The 4,852-nt window shown below is 42.5% G+C and carries 6 protein-coding genes and 1 pseudogene; 3 read left to right on the forward strand and 4 right to left on the reverse strand.

Annotation, left to right across the window (positions count from 1 at the left end; translation table 11 throughout):
- Positions 1 to 89: 89 nt before the first annotated feature.
- Complete coding sequence (locus F6K46_RS38245) at positions 90 to 389, reverse strand: hypothetical protein (protein ID WP_293068190.1); 300 nt, start codon at positions 387 to 389, stop codon at positions 90 to 92.
- 277 nt (positions 390 to 666) lie between these two features.
- Between F6K46_RS38245 and F6K46_RS38250 the strand changes: the two genes are divergently transcribed.
- Positions 667 to 1,674: a zinc-binding alcohol dehydrogenase family protein gene (locus tag F6K46_RS38250; RefSeq protein WP_293068193.1), complete on the forward strand. Its 1,008-nt coding sequence runs from the start codon at positions 667 to 669 to the stop codon at positions 1,672 to 1,674.
- 229 nt (positions 1,675 to 1,903) lie between these two features.
- Complete coding sequence (locus F6K46_RS38255; protein ID WP_293068196.1) at positions 1,904 to 2,194, forward strand: putative quinol monooxygenase; 291 nt, start codon at positions 1,904 to 1,906, stop codon at positions 2,192 to 2,194.
- A gap of 231 nt (positions 2,195 to 2,425) precedes the next feature.
- On the opposite strand, the gene F6K46_RS38260 is transcribed toward F6K46_RS38255, so the two are convergent.
- On the reverse strand, positions 2,426 to 2,824 hold the full coding sequence (locus tag F6K46_RS38260) for a hypothetical protein (protein ID WP_293068199.1): 399 nt from the start codon (positions 2,822 to 2,824) through the stop codon (positions 2,426 to 2,428).
- A 376-nt stretch (positions 2,825 to 3,200) separates the two neighbouring features.
- Here F6K46_RS38260 and msrA point away from each other — a divergent pair, with 376 nt between their 5' ends.
- The gene (msrA, locus tag F6K46_RS38265; RefSeq protein ID WP_293068202.1) at positions 3,201 to 3,665 is read left to right on the forward strand and encodes a peptide-methionine (S)-S-oxide reductase MsrA; all 465 of its coding nucleotides are present in this window, start codon (positions 3,201 to 3,203) and stop codon (positions 3,663 to 3,665) included.
- Positions 3,666 to 4,027: 362 nt separating this feature from the next.
- Here the strand turns inward: msrA and F6K46_RS38270 are convergent, their stop codons facing one another.
- Both F6K46_RS38270 and F6K46_RS38275 read right to left on the reverse strand, forming a co-directional pair.
- The gene (locus tag F6K46_RS38270) at positions 4,028 to 4,246 is read right to left on the reverse strand and encodes a type I secretion C-terminal target domain-containing protein (protein ID WP_293068205.1); all 219 of its coding nucleotides are present in this window, start codon (positions 4,244 to 4,246) and stop codon (positions 4,028 to 4,030) included.
- A gap of 30 nt (positions 4,247 to 4,276) precedes the next feature.
- Positions 4,277 to 4,723 (reverse strand): annotated as a pseudogene (locus tag F6K46_RS38275) (calcium-binding protein); the annotation flags it as partial.
- Positions 4,724 to 4,852: the final 129 nt, after the last annotated feature.

The following is a 4,852-nucleotide window of genomic DNA, read 5'->3' on the forward strand; positions in this document are numbered from 1 at the left end:
GTTCTTTTAGCTCTTGCTTTTCTTCCGGACTCAAGTTCATGAGTTTTAGTAATTATTAGAAACTATTTATCATTAATAATATCATGATATCATGATTTTGGTATTTTTGCAAAACTGAGATGCACCCTGCTTGCTTCTTCTTTGGTATCCTCTGGTAGCTCTGCCCCTTGTACAAGCTTATCCAGCTCTACTAATAGCTCAATAACCTGCTCTTTTGTTAGGGGTTCTTCGGTTGATGCAGTACCTTGACTTTGGGTTACTTGATTTTTGTCACCTTTAATATTTTGACTATTGTCACCTTGAATGGCTCGGTTCTTGTTACCTTGTAGGTTGTTGACTTTACCGCCTACGGAACCACCTACAGAAAATCCACCGGGATTGTTTGTCATAATACCTACCTGTTCAACTTGTGTGTTTGTCTAAGAGCTAGGATGCTGTAGAGGATGCGTTCGCGTAGCGTGGCCCAAAGGCCAATCGCAAAACTCCAGCAACTGTTATCTCTTCGTAACTTCAGCTACTGGAGGAGCGAATCCGGATCACTAACAAAAATTTAAATATCATACTTTTAGCCATAAGTTGATTTAGGGTGGGCAGTGCAGCAGTATTAAACTAAAAACCGCTATACAATCGAATCGGCGGCATTGATCATAAAAGGAAAACCAAGATATGAAAGCCATAGGATATAATCAGGCTGGACCAATCACTGCACCAGACGCGCTGATCGAATTTGAAACCGAAACACCGGAATTAGGGGCACAGGACCTGTTGGTGGAGGTTCGGGGAATTTCGGTCAATCCTGTGGACGTGAAAGTGCGCGCCAAGATGGCACCGGAAAAGGGCACCAAGGTCATTGGCTATGATGCCGCAGGTGTTGTTCGAGAAGTTGGCAGCGATGTCAGCAAATTTAAAGTAGGTGATGAAGTCTATTATGCCGGTGATATCACTCGACCGGGCACCAACTCCGAGCTCCATGCTGTTGATGAGCGGATTGTCGGGAAAAAGCCCAAATCTCTTGGCTTTGCCGAAGCAGCTGGTTTTCCACTGACCTCCATTACCGCCTGGGAAATCCTGTTCGACTGCCTCGGGATCAAAGAAGGAGAAGGCAAGGGCGAGAGTATACTGATTATCGGTGGCGCGGGAGGTGTTGGGTCAATCCTGATTCAACTTGCCAAGAAACTCACCGGGTTGACTGCGATCGCAACTGCATCTCGTCCGGAAACCATCGAGTGGGTTCAAAAGATGGGTGCCGACCATGTGATCAATCACCGCCAGTCCCTTGTTGATCAAATCAAGGAATTGGGACTCGAGCCCCGCTACGTTGCTTCCCTTTCAGGATCAGACGGACATTTTCCTGCCATTATCGAGCTGATCAAGCCTCGCGGTCATATTGCACTAATTGATGACCCTCAGTCCCTAGACATGAAATTGATCAAACCCAAAGCCCTAAGCTTCAGCTGGGAGTTCATGTTTACTCGCTCGATGTTTCAAACGGAGGACATCGAAAAACAGCATGAATTGCTGAATCGGGTCTCGGAGCTGATTGACAATGGCACGCTAATTTCCACTGTGACCAACAATCTCGGAAAAATCAGTGTGGAAACCCTCAAGACGGCTCATTCGCAGCAAGAGAGCGGTCGTGCCATTGGCAAAAATGTCCTCGACGGCTTTAACTAAGAGGATATCTGAAAAGTTTTTTTATACTGAATTTTGCCCCCCTAGCCCCCCAAATTTGGGGGAAAAAAGAGTCCATTTGTTTCTAAAAGTCCCCCAAAATTGGGGGATTTAGGGGGCTTTGATGTAGCAAATGAGACTTCTCAGACAACCTCTAAGAGACCATAGCCAACGGTGGCAAGTTATCGCGATCATATTTTCAATTTTTAACTAAAACGAAGGAAACAAAAACATGGCTAAATTGACTCTTGTTGCTCATATCATAGCTAAAGCTGACAAAATTGATCTGGTAAAGACTGAGCTTAAAAAGTTGATCGACATCACTCGTGCTGAAGAGGGCTGCTTGCAATACGATTTGCATCAGAACAATGAAAATCCAGCTCACTTTATGTTTTTTGAAAATTGGGAATCCCGTGAGCTGTGGAAGAAGCATATGGGTGCCCAGCACCTGAAGGATTACATGGCTGCAACTGATGGCGCGGTTGAGGAATTCACTTTCAATGAAATGACGCAAATAGGCTAGGGAATATAGAATTTAGAATGTAGATAAATCAAAATTTATCCCTTTTGCATTTTGAATTTTTCCTTGTCTTCACCAAGGTTTATGAGACTTATGCAAGAGGTCTAATAATGATGTCAAAGTCCCCCAGAATTGGGGGATTTAGGGGGCAAATTCGTAAGTCCTGTAGCATCCGCGAATATAGAATTTGGAATTTACCATTCTAAATTCTATATTCTAACAGACAACACCCCTTTACCGAACAACCTTAGAACAAAGTTGATTCAATAACTCCTTGGGAATTGCCTCGAAATTCTCCAAAAGGAAATCCATTAAAGCCAAATGGTATAAGGAATCGGCACTAGGACTTTTATAGCGAGCACCTTGAGCCAGCCAGCTATTAACCGCGTAAGTTGAGCGGCAGCAGATTTGACCGATGTGGTCTTGATTGACTTGCCATTTGCGGTAAAAGGCCTGGGGAGTCATGGACAGTCGGCAGTTGCTGTATAGGTAGATCAAAATTTCCTCTCGCTCAGTGATAGCACGAGGCATTGAATCTGGGCGTGTGGATTGGCTCTCAGCAATTTGCGCAAGCCGGTCTAGGGCTCGCTGACAGTGAACCAGATGATCTACTGACCGTTTGTTTGGCATCATAGGAATTACCTCACACATAGCTTGTGCCTGGGGATAAAGCCGCGCTTTGGCCTGCATGCGAGAAGCGCGGCTTTTTGTCCAGAAATCTTATCGAAATATCAGACATTTTTATTATTACTAATATCTCGGAAAAAATCAAGAATATTTTTTTAAATTAAACATTTTATTACAAACAAAAAAATGACGATAGGGGTTATAGTTTAGAGTTAAAAATTTCACCTATAAGCTATCAGTTTATATCCTAATAATATACACATTATTTTTTCCCGATTCCCGATTCCCGATTCCCGATTCCCGATTCCCTACTCCCTACTCCCTCAAAAATTTACAACTATTATATAATGAATAAATCCTGAGCAATTATTGAATAAAAACGATGGAAAAAGCGACATTTGGTGGTGGTTGTTTCTGGGGAGTAGAAGCAGCATTTCGGAAAGTGAAGGGAGTAGTCTCAACTTCTGTTGGTTATATGGGGGGACATTTTCCTAACCCATGCTATCTAGATGTATTATCAAGAATAACCGGTCACGCGGAAGTGGCACAGGTGGAGTATGACCCGGAAAAAGTTAGCTATGAACAATTACTTGACGTGTTTTGGTCTATCCATGACCCTACGACATTGAACCGCCAAGGTCCTGATCGAGGAGAACAGTATCGATCCGTGATATTTTTCCACAATCAGGAACAAGAAGCGCTAGCAAGACGGTCAAAACAAAAGCTGCAAGTTTCTGGTAAGTTTGATAAGGATATTGTTACCGAGATTAAGCCAGCTTCCGACTATTATTTAGCTGATGACTATCATCAACAGTATTTTGAAAAAAAGCAGCGGTCTTTAACGTAGATATTGCAGGATATAATAGGGAATAGGGAATAGGGAATAGGGAATAGGGAATAGGGAATAGGGAATAGGGAACTGGAGTTTAGCTTAAGGGGAATTTTATTATAATTTTTGCCTAATTCCATGCATTAGAGGTTGTCTGAGAAGTCTCATTTGCTACATTTAAGCCCCCTAAATCCCCCGAGCGAGCAATCCCTCGCTCGGGGGACTTTTAGCAATAAATGGATTCTTGTTCCCCCCAGAATTGGGGGGCTAGGGGGGCAAAGTTCAGTATCAAAAAACTTTTCAGATATCCTCTTAAGATGCACCCAGCTTCTGGGTGCATATCATGACTTTTCTACTTAGGAATCGAGCACCAATAAAAATTAAGCTAGTGCAGATGGATCACCAAAAATAAACCTATCTGCACTCAATTGACCAGGAATAACACCTTCGAGAATAGCTAATGATTGACCATTAATGCTAATCACTGCCCCAAGATTATTTTGAGTAATTTCTAATTCCTCGAAACTGGAGATAATTTGGCTCAAATCAATCAAGTCACGGTTAGTGTTAAAGTCAGTGATTATATCAGTTCCGACCATGACACCTTCATAAACAAAAATATCATTACCCAGACCACCTGTCAGTAAATCCTGACCAGAACCACCGATCAGAGTATCATTACCAAAACCACCAAGGAGAGTATCATCACCATTGTTGCCTTCTAGAGAGTCAGTACCAGCACCTCCATCTAGGCTATCGTTATCATTGCCTCCCAGCAGAGTATCATTACTAAAACCACCAAGGAGAGTATCATCACCATTGTTGCCTTCTAGAGAGTCGGTACCAGCACCTCCATCTAGGCTATCGTTATCATTCCCTCCCAGCAGAGTATCATTACTAAAACCACCAAGGAGAGTATCATTACCATTGTTGCCTTCTAGAGAGTCGGTACCAGCACCTCCATCTAGGCTATCGTTATCATTGCCTCCCAGCAGAATATCATTACTAAAACCACCAAGGAGAGTATCGTTGCCACCGTTTCCAAATAAAGTATCTGAACCACCTAGTCCTTCAATGGTATACTACTCCTAAATGATAATAGAGAAAGCCTCATAAGTGCCTAAATTAGGCATAGTAAATAATCGATATTCAATAAATAATTCAAATAATTTCTTAGTGAGCTTGAAAGATTGACATCGTTGATG

Origin of the sequence: Moorena sp. SIO3E8, assembly GCF_010692445.1 — a bacterium.
GTDB classification, from domain to species: Bacteria; Cyanobacteriota; Cyanobacteriia; order Cyanobacteriales; family Coleofasciculaceae; genus Moorena; species Moorena bouillonii.